13 protein-coding genes and 6 pseudogenes are annotated in these 20723 nt (G+C 71.9%); 8 read left to right on the plus strand and 11 right to left on the minus strand.

The annotated features are described in order from the left end of the window. Positions 1–20: 20 nt before the first annotated feature. The 6 genes and pseudogenes from ybeY to ACQ86J_RS14145 all read right to left on the minus strand — a co-directional run. A pseudogene (gene ybeY, locus ACQ86J_RS14120) lies at positions 21–422 on the minus strand (rRNA maturation RNase YbeY); the annotation flags it as partial. A 45-nt stretch (positions 423–467) separates the two neighbouring features. After that, positions 468–1529, minus strand: coding sequence for a PhoH family protein (locus tag ACQ86J_RS14125; RefSeq protein WP_431272404.1), 1062 nt, complete (start codon positions 1527–1529; stop codon positions 468–470). A 117-nt stretch (positions 1530–1646) separates the two neighbouring features. After that, positions 1647–2974: pseudogene (gene miaB, locus ACQ86J_RS14130) on the minus strand (tRNA (N6-isopentenyl adenosine(37)-C2)-methylthiotransferase MiaB); the annotation flags it as partial. A gap of 180 nt (positions 2975–3154) precedes the next feature. After that, positions 3155–4084, minus strand: coding sequence for a lysophospholipid acyltransferase family protein (locus ACQ86J_RS14135; protein ID WP_431271589.1), 930 nt, complete (start codon positions 4082–4084; stop codon positions 3155–3157). Between the two features lie 68 nt (positions 4085–4152). Beyond that, positions 4153–5883: a protein-disulfide reductase DsbD family protein gene (locus ACQ86J_RS14140; protein ID WP_431271590.1), complete on the minus strand. Its 1731-nt coding sequence runs from the start codon at positions 5881–5883 to the stop codon at positions 4153–4155. A 7-nt stretch (positions 5884–5890) separates the two neighbouring features. Continuing rightward, positions 5891–6211: a protein-disulfide reductase DsbD domain-containing protein gene (locus tag ACQ86J_RS14145; protein WP_431271591.1), complete on the minus strand. Its 321-nt coding sequence runs from the start codon at positions 6209–6211 to the stop codon at positions 5891–5893. Between the two features lie 270 nt (positions 6212–6481). Between ACQ86J_RS14145 and ACQ86J_RS14150 the strand changes: the two genes are divergently transcribed. Beyond that, positions 6482–6685, plus strand: a complete 204-nt coding sequence (locus ACQ86J_RS14150) for a hypothetical protein (RefSeq protein ID WP_431271592.1) — start codon at positions 6482–6484, stop codon at positions 6683–6685. Between the two features lie 47 nt (positions 6686–6732). Next, a complete protein-coding gene (gene hrpB / locus ACQ86J_RS14155; RefSeq protein ID WP_431271593.1) occupies positions 6733–9195 on the plus strand; it encodes an ATP-dependent helicase HrpB in 2463 nt (820 codons plus the stop codon). Between the two features lie 42 nt (positions 9196–9237). Here the strand turns inward: hrpB and ACQ86J_RS14160 are convergent. The 3 genes and pseudogenes from ACQ86J_RS14160 to alr all read right to left on the minus strand — a co-directional run bounded on the left by ACQ86J_RS14160 (position 9238) and on the right by alr (position 11943). Then, positions 9238–10046 (minus strand): annotated as a pseudogene (locus ACQ86J_RS14160) (ABC transporter ATP-binding protein). 5 nt (positions 10047–10051) lie between these two features. Then, positions 10052–10840: an MlaE family ABC transporter permease gene (locus tag ACQ86J_RS14165; RefSeq protein WP_431271594.1), complete on the minus strand. Its 789-nt coding sequence runs from the start codon at positions 10838–10840 to the stop codon at positions 10052–10054. Further along, positions 10840–11943, minus strand: a pseudogene (gene alr / locus ACQ86J_RS14170) (alanine racemase). The gene ACQ86J_RS14165 and the pseudogene alr overlap by 1 nt, the downstream one beginning before the upstream one ends. A 219-nt stretch (positions 11944–12162) precedes the next feature. Here alr and ACQ86J_RS14175 point away from each other — a divergent pair. The 3 genes from ACQ86J_RS14175 (at position 12163) to ACQ86J_RS14185 (ending at position 14098) form a co-directional block, all read left to right on the plus strand. Continuing rightward, positions 12163–12723, plus strand: a complete 561-nt coding sequence (locus ACQ86J_RS14175) for a hypothetical protein (protein ID WP_431271595.1) — start codon at positions 12163–12165, stop codon at positions 12721–12723. A gap of 147 nt (positions 12724–12870) precedes the next feature. After that, entirely contained in the window at positions 12871–13353 is a 483-nt protein-coding gene (locus tag ACQ86J_RS14180; protein ID WP_431271596.1) for a YsnF/AvaK domain-containing protein, read from the plus strand. A 46-nt stretch (positions 13354–13399) separates the two neighbouring features. Continuing rightward, entirely contained in the window at positions 13400–14098 is a 699-nt protein-coding gene (locus ACQ86J_RS14185) for a YsnF/AvaK domain-containing protein (protein ID WP_431271597.1), read from the plus strand. Positions 14099–14242: 144 nt separating this feature from the next. Here ACQ86J_RS14185 and ACQ86J_RS14190 read toward each other — a convergent pair. Continuing rightward, positions 14243–15764: pseudogene (locus ACQ86J_RS14190) on the minus strand (replicative DNA helicase). Positions 15765–15925: 161 nt separating this feature from the next. On the opposite strand from ACQ86J_RS14190, the gene ACQ86J_RS14195 reads away from it, so the two are divergent. Continuing rightward, positions 15926–16387 carry an SPW repeat domain-containing protein gene (locus ACQ86J_RS14195; protein WP_431271598.1) on the plus strand — a complete coding sequence of 154 codons (462 nt, stop codon included), beginning with the start codon at positions 15926–15928 and terminating at the stop codon, positions 16385–16387. Here ACQ86J_RS14195 and ACQ86J_RS14200 read toward each other — a convergent pair. Beyond that, positions 16297–17412 carry an MFS transporter gene (locus ACQ86J_RS14200; RefSeq protein WP_431271599.1) on the minus strand — a complete coding sequence of 372 codons (1116 nt, stop codon included), beginning with the start codon at positions 17410–17412 and terminating at the stop codon, positions 16297–16299. The two genes, ACQ86J_RS14195 and ACQ86J_RS14200, sit on opposite strands and share 91 nt — an antisense overlap. Before the next feature lie 163 nt (positions 17413–17575). On the opposite strand from ACQ86J_RS14200, the pseudogene ACQ86J_RS14205 reads away from it, so the two are divergent. Together ACQ86J_RS14205 and ACQ86J_RS14210 are read left to right on the plus strand one after the other, a co-directional pair. Further along, positions 17576–18304, plus strand: a pseudogene (locus tag ACQ86J_RS14205) (helicase-related protein); the annotation flags it as partial. A 62-nt stretch (positions 18305–18366) separates the two neighbouring features. Continuing rightward, the gene (locus tag ACQ86J_RS14210) at positions 18367–20667 is read left to right on the plus strand and encodes a proline-rich domain-containing protein (protein ID WP_431272830.1); all 2301 of its coding nucleotides are present in this window, start codon (positions 18367–18369) and stop codon (positions 20665–20667) included. Positions 20668–20723: the final 56 nt, after the last annotated feature.

Genomic DNA, 20723 nt, shown 5'->3' on the forward strand with positions numbered 1-20723 from the left:
TCCATCCGGCGCGCCTCGCCGGCCGCGAGGTGGTCGTGCCCGATCAGGTGCAGGGTGCCGTGCGCGACCAGGTGGGCAAAATGCGCCTCGGGCCGCTTGCCGGCCACCAAGGCCTCCCGCCGCACCACGCCGAGCGCAAGGGCGATATCGCCGAGATGCTCCCCCATCCCGGGAAAGCTCAGCACGTTGGTCGGCTTGTCCTTGCCGCGATGCTCGCCGTTGAGGCGCTTCAACGCGCGGTCATCCGCAAGCAGGACGGTGACGCTGCCGGCCTCGCCGGTCTCGCGCAGCGCGGCTTCCACGGCACGTCGAGCCAGGGCCTCGGCCCGGGGCACCAGGCGCCGCCAGGCCGGCTCGGCCATCACGACCTCGACCACCAGATCCGGCGCGAATTCCGGAGGGTCTGCGTCGTCCTCGTCCATGATCCCGGCAAAGGCGGGGGATGTCTCCCCGCACCGCCGGGACGCCTACTTCCCGGTTCCATCCTGTTCCTTCTTCCCCCGACGCCCCTGCTGTTCCGCGTAGGCTTCCCTACGCTGTTCAGCAGCCTGGACATCGGCCCGCCCGTAGGCCGAGACAATCTTCGCCACCAAGGGATGGCGGACCACGTCCCGCTCGTCGAAGCGGGCCACTCCGATACCCGGCACCCCGTCCAGGATGCGCAGGGCATCGATCAGCCCGCTCTGCTGACCGCTCGGCAAATCGACCTGGGTCGGATCGCCGGTGATCACCATCCGCGTTCCCTCGCCCATGCGGGTGAGGAACATCTTCATCTGCGCCGCCGTTGTGTTCTGCGCCTCATCCAATATGGCGAAGCAATGGGCCAGCGTGCGGCCGCGCATAAAGGCCAGCGGCGCGATCTCGATCTCGCCGCTGGTGATCCGCCGGGCGACCTGTTCCGCCGGCAGCATGTCGTGAAGCGCGTCATAAAGGGGGCGGAGGTAGGGGTCCACCTTTTCCTTCATGTCGCCAGGCAGGAATCCCAGGCGCTCGCCGGCCTCGACCGCCGGGCGGGAGAGCACGATGCGGTCCACCCGGCCGGCCTGCAGCAGGGCGACGCCCTGGGCGACGGCCAGGTAGGTCTTGCCGGTGCCGGCCGGACCGACACCGAAGACCATCTCCTGGCGCGACAGCATCTCGATATAGGCGGCCTGGGCCGGGCTGCGCGGGGCAATCGCCGCCTTGCGGGTGCGGATCTCCGGCACGTCCTGCAGCGGCAGGCGCGGGTCGTTCTCCGCCTCCCCTTCCGCCATCCGCAATGCTGCCTCGACATCGGCCGTGGTCACGCCTTGTCCCTTCTCCAGCCGCCGCCAGAGCGACCGCAACGCGGATTCGGCCAGTTCGGTGCTCGCCGAGCTGCCCGCGATGGTCAACCGGTTGCCGCGCGACCCAAGCTTTATCCCCAGCCGCTGCTCGATCCGCACCAAGTGGCGGTCATGTTCCCCGTAGAGCAGGGGGAGCAGGGCATTGTCGTCGAACTGCAGAGTAACGGTCCGCTGTTCGGGGAGGGTGGGGACAGGGCGCGTGATGGCGCGCGCGTCTCCGGGCCTGAGGGCGATGGCGGCGGGGTTCAAGCGGGCGCGGGCTCCTCTGCGGGCTGGACATTGTCGGCTTCGCGCCCGACCGCCAGCAGGCCGGAGAGCGAGATTGGGATGCGCGGCCAGCACCGTCACGGAAGCTTCCGTGCCGACCAGCGAGAGCGGGCCGGGCAGGTGCAGGGGCTGCAGCCAAGGGTGCGGCCGGCAACCTGGCCGGCATGGCGGCCGGGGCCGGTGAAGAGCACAGGAAAGGTCATGCCGACGCGGGAGCGGTTGAACGCGTCCTGCTGGTCCCTAAGCAGCGCCTGGAGCGCCTGCAACCGTGCATCCTTCTCCGCCTCCGGCACCTGATGTGGCGCGCCGGCGGCCGGTGTTCCAGGGCGGGACGAGTATTTGAAGCTGTAAGCCTGGGCGAAGCCGACGCGGCGAACCAGCGCCATGGTCTGTTCGAACTCGGCCACCGTCTCGCCGGGGTGGCCGGCGATGAAGTCGGAGGAGAGCGCGAGATCCGGCCGTGCCTCGCGCAGCCGGTCGACGATGCGCAGAAACTCGGCCGCCGTATGGCCGCGGTTCATCGCCGCCAGCACCCGGTCGCTGCCGCTCTGCACCGGCAGGTGCAGGAAGGGCATGAGCTGCGGCAGGTCGCGATGCGCGGCGATCAGGTCGTCGTCCACATCGCGCGGGTGGCTGGTGGTGTAGCGCAGCCGGAGCAGGCCGGGAATCTCCGCCAGGGCGCGGAGCAGCCGGCCGAGGCCCCAGGGCCGGCCATCCGGGTCCTCCCCATGATAGGCATTCACGTTCTGCCCAAGCAGCGAGATCTCACGGGCCCCGGCGGCCACCAGGCGCCGGGCCTCGGCCAGCACACCAGCGACGGGGCGGGAGAATTCGGCACCGCGCGTATAGGGCACGACGCAGAAGGAACAGGATTTGTCGCAACCCTCCTGCACGGTCAGGAAGGCGGTCACTCCCTGCGGCACCGCGGCATCCGGCAGGTGGTCAGATTTGTCCTCAGCCGGGAAGTCGCACTCGATCACGGCGCCGGCGGCGCGGCTGGCGCGGGCCACCATCTCGGGCAGCTTGTGGTAGGTCTGCGGGCCGAGGACGATGTCCACCCACGGGGCGCGGGCGGTGATCTCCTTGCCCTCGGCCTGGGCGACGCAACCGGCGACGGCCAGCACCATCTCGCCGCCCCTGGCCCGCTTCGCCGCCTTGGCCTCGCGTAGCCGGCCGAGCTCGGAGAACAGCTTCTCCGTCGCTTTCTCACGGATATGGCAGGTATTGAGAATGACCATGTCAGCGCCGTCCGGCGTCTCGGACGGGGCATAGCCAATCGGCGCCAGGACATCGGCCATCCGGCCGCTGTCGTAGACGTTCATCTGGCAGCCCCAGGTCCGGATGAAGAGCCGCTTCCGGGGCGCTGGCGTTTCAGTGGTCATGCCGGGAAAACACTCCGCCACCCCGGCCGCGAAGGGGTGCCGGGGGAAGCGGGGCAGATGCGCAAGGCGCGGCCCGGGGTCAAGCGCCCGATGGGTCCGGCGGCGCCAGGACGGGCGGAGGCCGGCAAAGGATGGCGAATCGTCTCACGCCCGAAGCGTCCGCCAGCAGCGGGGCTCCGGTCAAGCAACGCTTTCCGGCAGCCGGGCGGCCAGCGGCACCGCCGGCCGATTACGGCGCAGCTGCTCGGCCCCCTCGCGGACCATGCGCGCGGCCTCGCTCGCCAGGGCCTTGCGGTTGGGCAGGCGGTCTGGGGCGAAGGGTTCGTGCAGCACCACCGTGACCCGGGCGCCGCTGCGCCGGGCGAGCCGCCAGAAATGGCTGGCGATCTCCATGTCGCCGTACCAGGCAAACAGCGGCCGGTCGCGCCGGCAGGCCGGCAGGCCGCCCAGCCGGTCATAGACGACGGAGACCGGCTGGATCAGCCGCGCCCCGTCGGCAATGGCGAAGAAGGACGACCGGAAGGGCAGCTCCCGCGTCCCGTCGTTGCTGGTGCCCTCAGGGAAGAGGATCAGGCTGTTGCCGGCCGCCATCCGGCCGCGCATCGCCGCGGCCTCCTGCCCCGTGGCGCCGCGGCTGCGGCTGACGAAGACGGTGCGGCTGAGCCGCGCCAGCGTGCGGATGCCCGGCCATGTCCCGACCTCGGCCTTGGCGACAAAGGCGGCGTCCAGCACGCCGCCGAGGACCGGGATGTCGAGCCATGAGGAATGGTTGGAGACGAAGAGCACCGGCCGGTCACGGCAGGGGGTGCCGACCACCTGAACCTTCAGCCCGATCAGCCAGGCGGCGACGCGGTGGTAGAAGACCGGGAAGCGGGACTTGGCGTGTCCCGGCAGCAGCACCAGCACGGCCTGGACGGGCAGGCAGAGCAGCGTCCAGGCCAGCATGCTGACCAGCCGCCGCGCCGCCCGGAAGCGGCCGCCGAGCGGGCGTTCGGTGAAGACCTCGAAGAGCCGGCCGCCGGGCAGGCCCTGGCCGAAGCGGATGGGCTTGCGCCGGCGCAGGCGGCGCGGCTTGAGGGCATCGATCGGGGCGCTAGCCACAGCTTCCATGTCCAACGGCGATACCGCGCAGCCGGCTACGCGGCAATGACGTCGCCGTGACGGGCGCGTGACAAAGCTCAGCGCGTGGCGCCGAGCGCGCGCAGGACAATCCCTTCGGTCAGCACCTGCGGCAGCAGCGCCGGCCCGCCGCCGCCGGCCGGATAGACCAGGTAGAGCGGCACACCCTCCCGCCCGTATTCGCGCAGCAGGGCACCGATGGCGGCATCACCATTGGTCCAGTCGCCTTTCAGATAGGCGAGGTTGCGGCCGGCGAAGGCGGCCTGGACCGGAGCGGATTTCAGGACCAGTTGCTCGTTCACCTTGCAGGTGATGCACCAGGCGGCGGTCAGGTTGACGAAAACCGGCCGGCCCTCGGCCTGCAGCGCGGCGACGCGGGCGGCTGACCAGGGCTCGGCGCCGGCTTCGGCGGCGGCCGTGGGCGGCGCAGTGGCCAGTGCCGGCAACAAGGCCAGGGCGGCGATCGCGGCGGCGCCGGCCAGCGCCCGGCCGGCCAGCCGCCCGACCCCGGCACTACGCTGGGCGATGCCAAGCACCCAGCCGGCGAAGCCGAGCAGCACGGCGCCCGCCAGGACCAGCAGCAACCCGTCTGGGCCGGCCTGCTGTGCTAGCACCCAGGCCAGCCAGGCAGCCGCGGCATACATCGGGAAGGCGAGACCCTGGCGCAGCCATTCCATCCAGGCGCCCGGCCGCGGCAGACGCCCTGCCAAGCCGGGGAACAACCCGAGCAGCGCGTAGGGCGCGGCGAGACCAAGGCCGAGCGCGGCGAAGACCGCGAGCGTCGCCGGTGCCGGCAGGGCGAGCGCGGTGCCGACGGCGGCGGCCATGAAGGGCGCCGTGCAGGGAGTCGCCACCAGCACAGCCAGCGCCCCGGTGGCGAAGCTGCCGAGATGGCCGCCACGCCCGGCCAGCGTGCCGCCCGCCCCGGCCGGGCCAGCGATGGCATAAACGCCCGAAAGATTCAGCCCGACCGCGAACATCAACCAAGCCAGCGCCGCGACGAAAGCCGGCGCGGTGAACTGGAAGCCCCAGCCGGCGGCGATCCCGGCCGCGCGGAACCCGATCAGCAACCCGGCCAGGGCCAGGAAGGTCGCCAGCACGCCGAGCGTATAGCTGCCGGCATGCGCCCGGACCTCGGACCGGGCGGCGCCGGACAGCCGCGCCAGCGCCATCGCCTTCATCGCCAGGATCGGGAAAACGCAGGGCATCAGGTTGAGGATCAGACCGCCGAGGAAAGCCGAGAGCAGCGCCTGCCAGAGCGGCAGGGCCTCGGTCGCGGCTTCCGGCATCCCGCCGACCGGGGCGGCAACGGCATAGGCCGACCGCACGCCCGCCGCATCGGTCAGGGCGACCACGCCGGACAGCGTGGCGGGGGTCGCCGCACCCTCCGGCCGGGTCAGCGCCAGGGTCAGCCTTTCGTCGTGCAAGCTCAGCCGCTGCGGCGCAGCATTGTCGAGCAACCCGCTCTCAGCGGGGAAGAAGAAGGCGTCGCGGACCCTGCCGGCCTTGAGCCCCTCCCCTTCCAGGGTCAGGCTTCCGCGCGTCCCGGCCAGCGCTGCCCGTGCCACCCAGGGCGAGGGCCGCGGCGCGGCAGCTTCCGCGGCGGTAAAGAGCGGCGCGAGGCCGGCATCGGTCCGGCGGGCGGCAGCCACCGGCAGGTCCAGGCGGAAGCGCCCCTCCTCGGGGATGCAGAGCTCGGCGCAGACCAGCCAGCTCGCCTCGGCCTCGACGGTCAGCCGGTCGCCCGGGGCAAGGCCGGACGGCGCCGCCATCCGGAAGGGTAGCAGCACCTCGCCCTCATAGCCGAAGCTGACCAGCGGGCCGGTCGGGATGCGGGCGGGGCCGGCCAGCGGATCGGGCTCCCTCGGCCTCGGCGGGCGCCAGGATGGTCACCTCCGGCGGCGCGCCGGCATCGCCAGGGTTCTGCCAATAAGTGTGCCAGCCGGGGGCGAGGCGCAGGCGGAGGCCGAGCTCGACCGGCTCGCCCGGCGCCACCGCGGCGGCGGCGGCGACCAGCGTGGCGGTGGCCCGCGGCGAGCGGATGGCCGCGCTCTCCCCGGCCCGGGCGGCGAGCGGGACGAGGAAGATCAGCAGGGCGGACAGGAGGTGGCGGACCATGGCGTAGCCATAGAACGGAACGCGCGACGGCCAAAGCAAGCGCCACCCGCCGGCGGGCGGGAGCGAACTCGTCGGCCCCGGCGTTTCCGCGCCGCGGCGATCCGGTCTAGGAGCAGCCCGCCAACCAGGAATCCCACGCCATGCCATTGTTCACCGTCGAGGTCGCAGGCCGGCCCGTGCTCGTCTTCTCCGAGGCGAGCCGCGAGTCTGCCCAGGAGATCCTGACCAGCCTGATCGGGCCCGACCTGCAGGAATTCAGAATCCGAGGGCGTGCCGGTCTGGGACGGCGAGGCGCCGCTCACGGTACGCGATGCCGACCCGGTCGAGACCACCCGCTGGGAGCAGGGCCTGGCAGAGGCGCAGGAGGACAGCGCCGGCGACGAGGACGGCCCGGGCGACGGCGACGACTTCGCAGTCTTCCTGATCGAGCTCGACGAGGAAGGCGAGGAGGAAGAGGACGGCGAGGAGGCCTGACCCCGCTTGGATAGGAGAGCGGCGACGGTCACCGTATAAGCCGCCGCATGCTCCCCGACCTTCCCGTGACCGAGGCGCTGCCGGCGCTGACCGCGACGTTGCGCGCCGGCCCGAATGCCCTGCTCATCGCCCCGCCCGGCGCCGGCAAGACCACGTTGGTGCCGCTGGTGCTGAAGGACGAGCCCTGGGCGGCAGGGCGGAAGATCCTGGTGCTGGAGCCTCGCCGCGTGGCGGCGCGGGCCGCGGCGCGGCGGATGGCCGAGCTGATCGGCGAATCCGCGCCCGGCCAGACCATCGGCCTCGCCACCCGGCTCGACCGCGCCATCTCGGCCGCCACGCGGGTCGAGGTGGTGACGGAGGGGCTGCTGGTGCGGCGGCTGCAATCGGATCCCGGGCTCGATGGCGTCGCCGCGGTGCTGTTCGACGAGGCGCATGAGCGCAACCTCGACACGGATCTGGCTCTTGCCCTTTGCCTCGACCTGCAACGGGCGCTGCGGCCTGAGCTGCGGCTGCTGGCGATGTCGGCGACGCTGGATGGCGGCGCCTTTGCCGAGCTGATGGAAGCGCCCCGAGTCGAGAGCCTCGGCCGTGCCTTCCCGGTCGGCATCGAGCACCGGCCGCGCGACATCCAGGACCCGCGCGACCTGCCGGAGGCCATGGCGGCGGCGATCCGGACGGCGCTGCGGGCGCATCCCGGCGACCTCCTGGCCTTCCTGCCCGGCTGGGGCGAGATCTCGCCGCACCGCCGAGCGGCTGGGAGGAATCGAGGCCGATATCCGCCCGCTGCATGGCGAGATGCCCCCGCCGAGCAGGACTTGGCGCTGAACCCGGGCCCGCGACGGAAGGTGGTGCTGGCGACCTCGATCGCCGAGACCTCGCTGACCGTCCCCGGCGTCCGGATCGTGGTCGATGGCGGCTTCCGCCGGGCGCCGCGGCTCGACCCCGCCACCGGCCTGTCCCGGCTGGTCACCGTCCGCATCAGCAAGGCCGCGGCCGAGCAGCGCGCCGGCCGCGCCGGCCGCACCGCCCCGGGCCTCGCCATCCGGCTGTGGTCGGAAGCGCTGCATCGCGGCCTGGCGCTGCAGGACCGGCCTGCGATCCTCGAGGAGGAGTTGTCGGGCCTCGCCCTCGACCTCGCCGCCTGGGGGGCAGAACCGGGCGCGCTGGCCTGGCTGGACCCGCCGCCGGCCGGCACCATGGCCGCAGCCCGGCTCTTGCTCACGGAGCTCGACGCGCTGGACGCGGTGGGCCGCGTGACCGCCATCGGCCGCCGCATGGCGAGGCTCGGCACCCATCCCAGGCTGGCGCGCATGCTGGCCGCCGCCGAGAGCGAGGGGGAGAAGGCCATGGCCGCCGACCTCGCGGCGCTGCTGGAGGAACGCGACCCGATCCGCGGCCGGGAGGCGCCGGCCGATATCGGCCTGCGGCTCGACCTTCTGCATGGCGGTGACCACCCGAATGCCGATCGACCGACGATCCAGCGCATCCGCCGCGCCGCGGCGCTGCACCGGCGGCGGCTCGGGGTCCATGGCAGCGTTCATTCGGAGGGCGATCCCGGCGCCCTGCTGGCCGCCGGCTTCCCCGACCGGATCGCCGCCATGCGCGGCGTCATGGCCGGCGCCTTCCGCCTGGCGAGCGGCCAGGGTGCCCGGCTGGCGATGACAGATCCGCTGGCCAAGTCGCCGCTGCTGGCGGTCGCCGACCTCGAGCTGCAGGGCACCGAGGCACGTATCCGCATGGCCGCCCGGATCGACCGCGCGGCGCTGGAAGCGCGCTTCCCCGAGCGCTTCGTGCGGGAGGAAGGCGCTGGCTTCGATGCGCGGAGCGGCGCCGTGCAGGCCCGCCGCCGCCTCCGCTTCGGCCCGCTGGTGCTGGAGGAGGCGACCATCGCGCATGCCGACCCGGCGGCGGTCGCAGCGGCCCTGGCGGCGGCGGTGGCGGAACGGGGCTTGCGCGACCTGCCCTGGGGCGAGGGCGCGCGGCAGCTCCAGGCACGGATCGGCTGGATGCGGCAGGCGGAGGGCGAGTCCTGGCCGGACCTGTCGGATGCCACGCTGATCGCCACGGCGCAGGCTTGGCTGGCGCCGCACCTGCATGGCAGAACGAAGCTGACCGAGCTGGCGGGCCTGAACCTGCCCGAGATCCTGCTGCAGGCGCTGCCCTGGGACCGCCGGCAGCGGCTGGACGCTGCCCTGCCCGCCCGGCTGCCGCTGCCGATGGGCCGCAGCGCCGCCATCGACTATGCGCGGGAGGTGCCGACGCTGGAAGCAAGGGCGCAGCATCTGTATGGCCTGTCCGGCCTGCCGAGATTAGCGGATGGCCGCGTGCCGCTGCAGGTCGCGCTGCTCTCGCCGGCCGGGCGGCCGATCGCCCTCACGGGCGACCTGGCCGGGTTCTGGAAGGCGGGCTGGCTGGACGCGCGGAAGGACATGCGCGGGCGCTACCCGAAGCACAACTGGCCGGAGGATCCGGCGACGGCGCAGGCGGATCCGCCGAAGCCGGGACGGTAGGGGCGGCAAGGGCGCGGCAGCGCTATGCGCCCCGCAAGGCGGCTACCGCCGCAGTTCCATCTGGATGGGTCCCTCGCGCTCGCCATTGGCGAACTGGTCGACCAGCGCATTGCCGGTATGGCCGAGCGCGCCCGCCGGCCCGCTCCAGACGATGCGCCCTTGTGCAGCATCGCCGCGGTGTCGCCGATCCGCCGCGCGCTTGCCATGTCATGGGTGATGGAGACCGCCGTCGCACCCAGCTTCTTCACGCAATCGACGATAAGCCCGTCGATCACTGCGCCCATGATGGGGTCGAGCCCGGTGGTCGGCTCGTCGAAGAAGATAATGTCCGGGCGCGCCGCGATGGCACGCGCCAGCGCCACGCGCTTCTGCATGCCGCCCGAAAGCTCCGCCGGCGAGAGGTCGCCGACCGATCCCGCCAGGCCGACCTGGGCCAGCACCTCGGCCGCATGGTCGCGCGCCTTGGCCTGGGTGATCCGCTTCTGCGCCAGCAGCTTGAAGCAGACGTTTTCCCAAACCGGCAGGCTGTCGAACAGAGCGCCGTTCTGGAACAGCATGCCGATCCGGTCGCCCAGCGCCTCGCGCTCCCGCCAGCCCATGCGCAGCACGTCGCGGCCATCAACCTCGATCATGCCCGAATCAGGCTGGATCAGGCCGAGGACGCTCTTGATCGTCACCGACTTGCCGCTGCCCGATCCGCCGAGGATAACCAACGAATGTCCGGCCGCGACGTCGAGGTCGACGCCGTCCAGCACCTGCTTCGCGCCGAAGGCCTTCCGCACGCCGCGCATGCGGATCTTCGGCACGCCGGGCGTGGCGATGGGGGGCGGCAGGGTCGCCTGGTCGGTCATGTCCCTCATTGTGCGAAAAAGATCTCGGTCAGCACGTAGTCCAGCGCAAGGATGAGGATGGAGGAGGCGACCACCGCCTTGGTCGTCGCCCCGCCAACGCCCTGCGCCCCGCCCTTTGAGTTGTACCCGCACCAAGTGCCCATCAGCGCGATGACGAAGCCGAAGACCGCGGCCTTCACCAGGCCAGAGACGACGTCGTCCGTCTCCAGGTAGTCGAAGGTGGATTTCAGGTAGGCGGCGGAGACGAAGCCGAGCTTCTGGGTGCCGATGAGCCAGCCCCCCATCACGCCGAGCACGTCGGCCACCAGCACCAACAGCGGCAGGGCGATCACGGCCGCGAGGATGCGCGGCGCCACCAGGTACTTCATCGGGTTGGTGGACAGCGTGGTCAGCGCGTCGATCTGGTCGGTGACGCGCATGGTGCCGATCTCGGCGGCGAAGCTGGCGCCGATGCGCCCGGCCACCATCAGCGCCGCCAGCACCGGGCCGAGCTCGCGCACCAGGGAGATGACCACGACGCTGGCGATGGCGCTCTGCGCGTTGAAGCGGGCGAAGCCGGTATAGCTCTGCAGCGCGAGGACCATACCGGTGAAGACCGCGGTCAGCGCCACCACCGGCAGCGAGAACCAGGCGATCTCGACGAAGGCGCGCCAGAACAGCCGACCATAGAAGGGTGGCCGCAGCAGATGGCTGAGCGCCTCGAGCGCAAAGAGCCCGAGGTTGCCGACGGCATGGCAGGCGGCGATAACCCCGCGGCCGAGCGCCGCCAGCGGGTCGAGCAGGATCGCTCCCATCAGGCGGCGCGGTATTCGCGCCGATAGCGGGCGCCGAGCGAGGTCAGGATCTCGTAGCCGATGGTGCCAGCCGCGGCGGCGACCTCGTCCGGGGTATTCCCGGGGCCGATGAGTTGCACCATGGCGCCGGGCAGGACGTCGGGCAGATCGGTTACGTCGAAGGTGATGAGGTCCATGGATACCCGGCCGACCAGGGGCACGGGCCGTCCGGCGATCCTGCCGACGGCCCGCCCGGAGAGGGAACGAAGGTAGCCATCGGCATAGCCGGCGGCAACGGTGGCGATCCGAGAGGGCGCGCGGCGATCCAGGAGGCGCCATAGCCGACCGGCGTTCCGGCCGGAATCTTCCGCACCTGCAGCACCGGCGCCTCAAGCGTCACCACTTGCCGCATCGGGTTTGGCGCGACCGGGGTCGGGTTGATGCCGTATAGCGCGCAACCCGGCCGGGCGAGGTCGGAGCCGAAATCCGGGCCGAGGAACATGCCGGAGGAATCTCGCCAGGCTCGCCGGCGCTGCCGGCAGGCGGGCGCGGATGGCGAGGAAGCGGCTGGCCTGCTGGGCGTTCAGGGGGTTCTCCGGTTCATCGGCACAGGCGAGGTGGGTCATCACATAGCGCAGGTCCAGCCCGGCCAGCCACGCAGGATCATCGGCCAAGGTCGCGACCTCAACTGGGGTGAGGCCAAGCCGCGCCATGCCCGTATCGACGTGCAGCAGGGCGGGAAGTTGCCTGCCCGCGACGTTCGCGGCAGCGGTCCAGGCGGCGACGTCGCCGGGGCCGTTCAGCACGGGCAGCAAGCCGGCCGCGTCATCAGCGCCGGGCGTGAAGCCGTTCAGCACCGCGACCATCGGGCCGGGGCCGAGTGCGGCGCGCAGTGCCATGCCCTCAGCCAAGTGAGCGACGAAGAAGTGCCGACAGCCGGCAGCCTGCAACGCGCGCGCCACCGGGGCGGCGCCGAGACCGTAGCCGTCCGCCTTCACTACCCCGGCCACGGCGCCTGATGCCGCGCGGTCGCGCAGGCTACGCCAATTGTCGGCCACGGCGCCGAGATCGACGGTCAGCACCGCCTGCATCGCCTTACCTCGGGTTATTGTGCAGCACGGCATGGACCGGTCGCCCAGCCGCGGCAAGCCTCGATTGTGACGAGGTGGCCTATTCGGCCCCGGCAGCAAAGTACCGCAACCCGCTAACGGGCGCGACGTTGCTCTGCCTGCCGGCACAATCGTGACTTGTGTTACCGCGAGGCAACAATTTCTCAAAACCAGAGATTGCTGGATCCCAGAAGGGTCTCTGCCGGCGCGTCAATTCAACGAAGGGAATTCGCTATGGCTGATGGCAACAGGCGGCACGACCAAGTCCATGGCGCGGCGGAGACGGCGCGCCGCGGCGCCCAGCAGGCTGCCAAGGATGCCACCAGGGCTGGAACCGAGATTATCGGTCAGGTCACCAAGGCGACCGCGCAGCAGGGCGATGCAGTCATGGAAGCGGCCGCCCGTCAGGCCGGGGAGGCAACGGAGCGTGGGGCGGAGGTGGTGCGGCGCTCGGGCGCCGAGGTCGCCCGCCGGGTCGAGGCGGTCGAGGCCGACGGCCGACAATTCGCCCAGCGCACCGTCCGGGAGACGGTCGAGGCACCGGTGGGGCTGCGGCCGCCAATGGACGGAATGGCAGCGCTGCCGCAGGCCTTCGCCGGCATGCTTGGCGAGATGGCCCGTGCCAACTGGCAGATCGGCCAGGAGATGCTGCGCCTCGTCAACCCGGTGGCGCTGATCGATCTGCAGCAGAAGATGCTGCACGGCTATCTGGACCTGATCCTGGCCGGGCAGGCGAAACTAGACCGCACCGTTCGGACGGCGGAGGCCAGCATGCCCCCTCGCCAGGACGGTTGAGCGCCGGGCTGGGGATCTGGAGCGGTTAATTGTGCAATGCAGCGGAACGCGCTGCGCCGCAGCATGTTCTTCCCCGCAGCGGGCCATCGACCGGTCCGCGCCAGACCACCCCGCCGTCGTCACGCGATACGACCGAGGCGGCGGGCTTTGACCGATCATCCTGCTGCATGCCGCCGTATCGACCATGCGGCGATGGGGGACTGTATGGCCGAGCCAGCTCCGACGGGACGACTTGTCGACGAGAAGGTCGTTCCGGTCATCGAGGAAACGGCGGTCGTCTACAAGGAACGCGTCGTCACCGACCGGGTGCGCTTGCACAAGCGCGTCCAGGCGACGCAGGAGGTACTGGACATCCCGGTCCAGACCGAATCCCTTGAGGTGGAGCGCGTGCCGGTCGGCCGCTGGATCGAGGCGCCGGCCGGCATCCGCCAGGAGGGCGACACCACCGTCTACCCGGTGGTGGAGGAAGTGCTCGTCGTCGAGAAACGACTTCGTTTGGTCGAGGAAGTGCGCGTGACCCGGCGACGGGCCACCCGGCAGGTCCGCGAGGAAGTGTCGCTGCGCCGCGAGGAGATCTTCGTCGAGCGTGATGCCCCGGCAGGCGGGCCGGAGCGCGACCCGGGGCCCTGAGCGCCCGGGCGCAACCGAGTACATTCAAAGACAATAGGGGAATTTCATGATGGAATCCGTGATCGGGTTGCTGGCCGACCGTGAGCAGGCGCAGCGCGTCCGGAGCGCCCTGGTGGAGTCCGGCTGCGACCAGGCCGCCGTGGTCATCTTCGACCGCGGCACCGGCCAGGCACTGGCGGGCGAGCTGATGGAGCGCGGGCTCGAGCCGGCGCGTGCCCGGCTCTACACCGAGGCGGTGTTGCAGGGCGGCATCCTGGTGGCCGCCGAGGCCGAGACGGCCGATCGGGCACTGGCGGTGATGAACCGCTTTGAGCTGAAGGCGCCGGAGCAGCTGCTCGGCCGTGGCGGCGAGACGGTGGAGCGCGCTCGGTCCATCGAGGAGGAGCTGCATGTCGGCAAGCAGCAGACGACCGGCGGCAAGCGCCTGGTGACCAGCGTCACCGAACGCGAGGTCGAGAAGCCGGTGACCCTGCACGAGGAGAGCATTGAGGTGGAGCGCCGCCGCGAGGACCATGCCCTCCGCCCCGAGGAGGCTGCCAAGGCCTTCCGCGAGGAAACTGTCGAGCTGACCGCGACCAGCGAGCGGCCAGTGGTCTCGAAGGAGGCACGGGTGACCGGCGAGGTGGCGCTGCGCAAGCGGAGCGTCGAGCGACGCGAGGTGGTGCGCGACACCGTCCGCCGGCAGGACGTGGATGTGGAGACCATCCAGGAAGTACCGAATGCCGGTCCCGACCGATTGAACTGAGCAAAGACCGGGGAGAAGGTATTCTCCCCGGACCTCTCACCTATTTCCAGGAGCCCGCACTCGCTTCACGACGGCAGCCGACTTGGAAAAGAGGGCGGCTAGAGCTTGGGCAGGAAATACTTCTGCTTCCAAGCATTTTTTGCTTCAGTGCCGGTCTGACCCGTCATGCACCACGTCGAGATCGCCGAAGCGAGTGAACTCGCTTTCGAAGAACAGCTTCACCGTGCCGGTCGGGCCGTGCCGCTGCTTGGAGATGATCAGTTCCGCCTTGTTGTGCGCCATCTCCATGTCGGCCTGCCACTTGGTCATGGCCTCCTCGAACTTGCCGCCGTTGTCGAAGCCCATCTCCTTCGGCGCGCGCTGGGCCAGGTAGTACTCGTCGCGGTAGACGAACATGACCATGTCGGCGTCCTGCTCGATCGAGCCGGATTCGCGCAGGTCCGACAGCTGCGGCCGCTTGTCCTCCCGCTGCTCCACCGCGCGGGAGAGCTGCGACAGCGCGATTACCGGCACCGAAAGCTCCTTCGCGATGGCCTTGAGCCCCTGGGTGATCATCGAGATCTCCAGCACCCGGCTTTCCGGCCGGGTCCCGGCCGCCGGCCGCATGAGTTGCAGGTAGTCCACCACCACCAGCTCGAGCCCCCGGGTCCGCTTCAGCCGCCGGCAGCGGGTACGCAGCGCCGAGATGGTGATGGCCGGCGTGTCGTCGATCACCAGCGGCAGGATGGCGAGCTCGCGGCTGACCTCGACGAAGCGGTCGAAGTCGCGCTGCGAGATGTCGCCGCGGCGGATCTTGTCGCCGGAGATCCGTGCGGCTTCCGACAACAGGCGGGTGGCGAGCTGGTCTGCGCTCATTTCGAGGGAGAAGATCGCCACCGTGCCGCGCGGCTGCACCCTCGCCCTTCTCCTGCGCCTCCCGCACCAGGGCCTGGGCGGCGCCGAAGGCGATCTTGGTCGCCAGCGCGGTCTTCCCCATGGCCGGGCGGCCGGCGATAATCATCAGGTCGGATCCGTGCATGCCGCCGGTCTTGGCATCCAGGTCGCGCAGGCCGGAGGGCAGGCCGGAGACGCCGCCCGGGGTTGAGAAGGCCTTGGCCGCCAGCTCCACCGCATCGGTCAGCGCCCGCTCGAAGGTGACGAAGCCGCCCTCAGTGCCACCATCCTTGGCCAGGTCGAACAGCCGCTGCTCGGCCGCCTCCAGCTGCTCCTTGGCGGAAAGCTCGGCCTCCGCGCCAAAGGCGCGGTTGACCACCTCCTCCCCCACATCGACCAGCTGGCGGCGCAGCCAGCAGTCATGGACCAGGCGGCCGTATTCTCCGGCATTGATGATGCCGACCATGGCGGTGAGCAGCTGGGCCAGATAGGCCGGGCCGCCGACCTCGTCCAACACGCCGGAATGCTCGAATTCCGGGCGCAGGGTGACCACGTCGGCCAGTTGCCCGGCCTCGATCCGGCGCTGGATGGCGCGGAAGATGCGCCCATGGGCGGCTTCGGCGAAATGCTCGGGCGCGAGGAATTCGGAGACCCGCTCATAGGCCTTGTTGTTGGCCAGCAACGCCCCGAGCAGCGCCTGCTCCGCCTGGTAGTTGTGCGGCGGCGTGCGCTGCGACAGGCCGAGCAGCCCGTCGACGCCCGCGAAGGGCGATGCCTGGTCGATGGTGTTCATCCGTTCATCCTAGCGCGGAACGGCCCCTGTGGATCATGGGGATGAGTGTGGATAACGGGGACGGAACGCTGCGAAGGGGGCGGCGTGGTGGCGCGGCCACGCCCGGCGGAACAGCCGGGATCGCCTGGCGTTGGCGGGCGACCTGCCGAAGGAGCGTCCGGATGCGCCTGGTCTCCACCCGGCTTCATGGGGCCGTGGATTATCTCTGGGGCCTGGCCCTGCTGCTGGCGCCGCGCCTGTTCCACCTGCGCCCCGGCTCGGCGGAGGCGCGCACAGCCCAGGCCGCCGGCGCCGGCGCCATCGCCTATGCCGCCCTGACCGATTACGAGCTGGGCCTGGTGCCGGTGCTCAGCATGCGGCAGCACCTGGCACTCGACATCGCCGGCGGCGCGGCGCTGGCTGCCGCCCCGGCCCTGCTGGGGTTCTCCCACCGGCGCGGGACGCCGCATATGGCCTTCGGCCTGTTCGCCATCGGCGCCGGGCTGCTGACCCGGACCCGGCCGGGCCACGGGCCGCGCACCCTCGCCCCGGCTCATCCCCGTGGCAGCCGGAAGGCCAGCGGCAGTGCGAGGGCGCAGAGCCCGGCCATTGCCCAGAAGCCCTGGCCGCCCCAGGCGGCATAGAGCGGGCCGGAGGCGAAGGTCAGCAGGCCGGAAGCCAGCCCCACCCCGATCGAGGCGTGCAGAGTCTGCGCCGTGGCCGCCTGGGCCGGCGGCATTCCGCCCAGCACCCGCATCGCCGCCAGATGCTGCGCCCCGAAGGTGATGGCGTGCAGCAACTGCACCGCGGCCAGCGCCGGGAGCCAGACCGTCTCCGCCGTAACCCCCCAGCGTACCACCCCGGCGGCCGCAGCCAGCGCCGCGAGGCCGGGCGCTCCCAGGCGCTCCACCAGCGGCTTGCCCCAGAGGAAGAGCGCGACCTCGGCCACCACGCCCTCCGCCCAAAGCAGGCCGATCACCCCGGGAGACAGTCCGGCGGCCTGCCAGTGCAGCGTGCCGAAGCCGTAATAGAGCGCATGACTGCCCTGGATCAGCGCCGAGAGCGGCAGTATCCGGCGGAAAGCAGGGATGGCGAAGGGCGCGGCGAAGCCGCCTCGGCCCCGCGCCTCAGTCCGCTCCGCGGGCAGGCCGCGCGCCGCCAGTGCGGTGAGGCCGAGGCAGGCCGAGGCCAGCCAGACGATGCTGGTCACTCCCAGCCACTGCACCGCCTGCCCCGCCGCGACGGCAGCCAGGATGAAGGACAGCGACCCGGCCGAGCGGACCCGACCGTAGTCAAACCGCCGCTCCCGCGCTGCACCGAGGCAGAGCGCATCGGACAGCGGCACCACCGGGGCATTCACCATGGCGTGCAGCACGGCGACGAGAAGCAGGGCCGCGAAGCCCCGGGCCATGGCGAAGCCCGTCACCGTGCAGGTCGCCAGTGCAGCCGAAAGCACCAGGACGGTTCGCGCATCGCCGAAGCCATCCGCCCCGCGCCCGACCGCCGGCGCCGCCAGCAGCCGCACGGCAGAGCCCGCAGCCAACACCAGGGCGATCTCCTGCGCCGTCAGCCCATGGTCGCGCAGCACCGCCGGCAGGAAGGGCATGAGCACGCCGACCGCGCCGAACTGCGCGGCAAACAGCAGGGCAAAGCGGGCCGGGGGCGACATCGGCGCGGGCTCAGCCGGCCGGAACGGGGCGGCGGCGCGCCGGTGCGCGGGCGGGTCGGTCGCGGTCTGCCTGCATCGCCGCCCCTAACGGCCGGCCCGCGCGGTTGCAATCCGTCGCGTCCCGGCCCATGCATGGCGCCACATGCCCGAGCTCCACACCCCCATGTTCGATGCCCGCGTCAAGGCCGTGTTGGGCCCCACCAACACCGGCAAGACACATCTGGCGATCACCCGCCTGCTGGCGCATTCCAGCGGCATCATCGGCTTCCCGCTGCGCCTGCTGGCGCGCGAGAACTACGACCGCATGGTCGCCGCCAAGGGGGAGCAGCACGTTGCCCTGATAACGGGTGAGGAGAAGATCGTCCCGCCCGGCGCCAAGTGGTTCGCCTGCACGGTGGAGGCCATGCCGCTCGACCGCCGCGTCGAATCCGTCGCGGTGGACGAGATCCAGCTCTGCGCCGACCCCGATCGAGGCCATGTCTTCACCGACCGCCTGCTGAATGCCCGCGGCATGGTCGAGACCATGTTCATGGGCGCCGAGACCATCCGTCCGCTGCTCACCCGCCTGGTGCCGCAGGCCGAAATCGAGACCCGGCCGCGGCTGTCGCAGCTGACCCATTCCGGCCCGGCCAAGCTGACCCGCCTGCCGCCGCGCAGCGCTGTCGTCGCCTTCAGCGCCGCCGAGGTCTATGCGATCGCCGAGGCCATCCGCCGCCGCCGCGGCGGCTGCGCCGTGGTGATGGGGCGCCTGTCGCCCCGCACCCGCAACGCCCAGGTGGCGCTCTACCAGAACCGCGAGGTGGACTTCCTGGTAGCCACCGACGCCATCGGGATGGGGCTGAACATGGATGTCGACCATGTCGCCTTCGCTGCCCTGCAGAAATTCGACGGCCACACGGCGCGCGCGCTGAATGCGCAGGAGGCCGCGCAGATCGCCGGCCGCGCCGGGCGGGGATGCGCGACGGCACCTTCGGCACCACCGGCGACTGCCCGCCCCTGCCGGACGAGATCGTCAACAAGATCGAGAACCATAATTTCGAGGCGCTGCAGACACTCGCCTGGCGCAACAGCGAGCTCGATTTCAGCAGCGTCGACGGGCTGCTGGACAGCCTGGCCACGCCGGCGCCCATGCCCGGGCTCGCCCGCGGGCATGACGCGGACGACTTCATCACCCTGTCGATGCTGGCGCGGGAACAGGAACTGCGCGCCCTGGCCACCGGCCGCAACCGCGTGCGGCTGCTCTGGGAAGCCTGCCAGGTGCCGGACTTCCGCAAGCTGGCGGATGACACCCACACGCGGCTGGTCGGCCGCATCTTCAAGCACCTGGCCGAGGACGGCGTGCTGCCGGACGACTGGGTGGCGGGGCAGATCGCCCAGTGCGGCGCGACCGAGGGCGACCTCGACACGCTGATGGCGCGCCTGGCGAATATCCGGGTCTGGTCCTACATCGCCGCCCGCGCCGACTGGACCCGCGACGCCCCGACCTTCCAGGCCGAGGCCCGCAAGGCCGAGGATGCGGTCTCCGACGCGCTGCACGAGCGCCTGACCGCCCGCTTCGTCGACCGCCGCGCGGCCCATCTGATGCGCCGGCTGGACGATGCCGAGGGCGAGGACCTGCTCTCCGCGGTGACGCGCCAGGGCGAGGTGGTGGTCGAGGGCCATAGCGTCGGCAAGGTCGCCGGCTTCCTCTTCCACCCGGAGGCCGAGGCGGCCACCGAGGAGGAGCGCAAGCTCGTCCTCCGTGCCGCCCGTCGCGCCCTGCGGGAGGAGATGCCGCGCCGCGTCGCCGCGGTGGAGACCGCCAAGGACGAGGCCTTCGCGCTGACGCCGAACCACCGTGTCACCTGGACCAGCCCCGGCGCCGAGCCGGCCGAGATCGCCCGGCTGCGGATCGGCGACCAGCCCGGCAAGCCGCAGGTCGAGGTGCTGGCGAGCGAGTTCCTCGACGGCGCCCAGCGCGAGCGCGTCCGCGCCCGGCTGGCCAAGTATGTCGAGGGGCTGGTGGGCAAGGAGCTCGCCATCCTGACCACGATCGAGACCAAGGCCGAGGCCGAGGGCTCGCTGCGCGGCCCCGCCTACCAGTTGCGGGAACATCTCGGCCTCGTCCCCGGCAACACCAATGCCGGGATCAACCAGGATCTGCGGCAGAAGCTGAAGGCGATCGGCGTCCGTGCCGGTCGCTTCGCATTGTTTGTGCCGGAAGCGCTGAAGCCGCGCGCCATGGCTCTGCGCGCCCAGCTCTGGGCGATGTCGCGCAACATCGACACCCCTGCCCTGCCCGCCCCCGGCCTGGTCGCGCTGCAGCTGCGCGAGGCGCATGAGGGCGAGACCAACCCGCCGCCGCCGATCGGGTGGCCGCCCGGCTTCGCCCAAACCATGGGCTGGCTGCCGGCCGGCCCGGTGCTGCTGCGGCTGGACGTCGCGGAGCGCATTGCCGCCGAGCTCGGCTTCCTGACCCGCCGGGCGCCGGCGCCGCCGCCGCCCGACCTCGCCAGCCGGCTCGGCGTGAAGGCGGACACGCTTGGCGCGGCGCTCACCGCGCTCGGCTTCCGGCTGATCGAGCCGCCGCCGCTCGCAGAGAACGAGTACGGCCCGCCGACCCCGCTGCGCGTTGCCCAGCCGCGGCCGCAGCACCATCAGCACCAGCGCGGCCCGCGTCCGCATGGGCGGCCCGAGGGCCGTCCCGGCCAAGGCCCGCGTCCCCAGGGCGAAGCGCGGCACGAGGGACCGCGGCATCCCCGTCGCGAGGCGCGGCCGGAGGGCGAGCGCCCGGCACAGGAGAACCGGCCGGCGCGGGAGCGCCAGGACGGCCGCCCGCCGCGCGAGTGGCAGGGCGCGCGACCGCCTCGGGACGGGCAGGACGGGCGGCCGCCACGGGACCGCGGCGACCGCCGGCCGGCGCATGGCCAGCGCGACAACCACCGGGAGGACCGGCCGGTCCGAATCCCCGACGCGCCGCTGCCGCCGCCGACTAGCGCGGCGATGATCTTCTTCGGCCCGCCCATCCCGCCCGAGCTGCGCAAGATGCCGGGCCGGATGGAGGTCTCGCGCGGTCCCGGTGGCGGCAAGCCCTGGCAGGGACGCGATCGCGGTCCCGGCGCGGGTCCGGGCGGCCCGCCGCGGGGCCCGCGGCCGGATCGCCGCGACGATGACCGCGGGCCGCGAGGCCGCGGCCGGAGGAGCGCGAGGCGCGCAAGCCGGCCGAGCCCGCCGGGCCGAACCCGGATCTGCCCTTCGCGGTTCTGGCCCGGCTGAAGCTGCAGCAGGGCGGCTAGCAGGCGTGGCGGCACGCCCCCATCCCATGGCCGGGC

It is taken from the genome of Dankookia sp. P2 (genome assembly GCF_050632255.1).
In the GTDB taxonomy this organism is placed as follows: Bacteria; Pseudomonadota; Alphaproteobacteria; order Acetobacterales; family Acetobacteraceae; genus Paracraurococcus.

Coding starts and splice junctions, on each gene's coding strand:
- ACQ86J_RS14195 (WP_431271598.1), top strand. CDS start 15,926: ATGCGCCTGGTCTCCACCCGGCTTCATGGGGCCGTGGATTATCTCTGG.
- hrpB (WP_431271593.1), top strand. CDS start 6,733: ATGCTCCCCGACCTTCCCGTGACCGAGGCGCTGCCGGCGCTGACCGCG.
- ACQ86J_RS14145 (WP_431271591.1), bottom strand. CDS start 6,211: ATGGTCCGCCACCTCCTGTCCGCCCTGCTGATCTTCCTCGTCCCGCTC.
- ACQ86J_RS14165 (WP_431271594.1), bottom strand. CDS start 10,840: ATGGGAGCGATCCTGCTCGACCCGCTGGCGGCGCTCGGCCGCGGGGTT.
- ACQ86J_RS14210 (WP_431272830.1), top strand. CDS start 18,367: ATGCGCGACGGCACCTTCGGCACCACCGGCGACTGCCCGCCCCTGCCG.
- ACQ86J_RS14200 (WP_431271599.1), bottom strand. CDS start 17,412: ATGTCGCCCCCGGCCCGCTTTGCCCTGCTGTTTGCCGCGCAGTTCGGC.
- ACQ86J_RS14185 (WP_431271597.1), top strand. CDS start 13,400: ATGATGGAATCCGTGATCGGGTTGCTGGCCGACCGTGAGCAGGCGCAG.
- ACQ86J_RS14135 (WP_431271589.1), bottom strand. CDS start 4,084: ATGGAAGCTGTGGCTAGCGCCCCGATCGATGCCCTCAAGCCGCGCCGC.
- ACQ86J_RS14175 (WP_431271595.1), top strand. CDS start 12,163: ATGGCTGATGGCAACAGGCGGCACGACCAAGTCCATGGCGCGGCGGAG.